The sequence below is a fragment of the Heyndrickxia camelliae genome (genome assembly GCF_002844575.1).
Classification (GTDB): Bacteria; Bacillota; Bacilli; order Bacillales; family Bacillaceae_C; genus Margalitia; species Margalitia camelliae.
In genome coordinates this window covers 1-372 of the sequence record NZ_PIQO01000075.1, presented here as the reverse complement: position 1 = coordinate 372, position 372 = coordinate 1, and the positions used below count along the sequence as shown (strand labels likewise).

Here is a 372-nt window from a genome sequence, read left to right as displayed (position 1 = left end):
TAAAAATCTGATTTTAACGGAAATGGAGGTATTCTCATGAGATTTAAATCTGTAAATATAGAAGAATGTGAGATATGCGGAGATAAAGAAGTGATTGGAATTAGAGAAGGGGTAACAGAGGATATTGGCATAGGAAGTTATCATGGAACAAAAGAATTTTGTGATAAATGTTTTGAAGAAAATACCTATACAAATAATTTAGGTTTTACATTCTTAAAGTTTAATAAAAGGTTATTTTGTTATAAACCATTCAATTATTTAGATTTTGGATTTAGAGAAGTTGTTAGTGAAATGGATATAGATAGAGCGTTTAATCCTGATCGTTATAATTTTGAAAAATGGCTTAGTAATTACTAGATAAAATATCCATTT

Annotated in this window: 1 protein-coding gene; it reads left to right on the top strand. The window is 26.9% G+C overall.

The features are described 5' to 3' along the window. Nucleotides 1–36 precede the first annotated feature (36 nt). Complete coding sequence (locus CWO92_RS24980; RefSeq protein WP_101356388.1) at nt 37–357, top strand: hypothetical protein; 321 nt, start codon at nt 37–39, stop codon at nt 355–357. Nucleotides 358–372: the final 15 nt, after the last annotated feature.

What these genes read in the sequence shown, in the direction of transcription:
- CWO92_RS24980 (WP_101356388.1), top strand. Translation starts at nt 37, where the DNA reads ATGAGATTTAAATCTGTAAATATAGAAGAATGTGAGATATGCGGAGAT.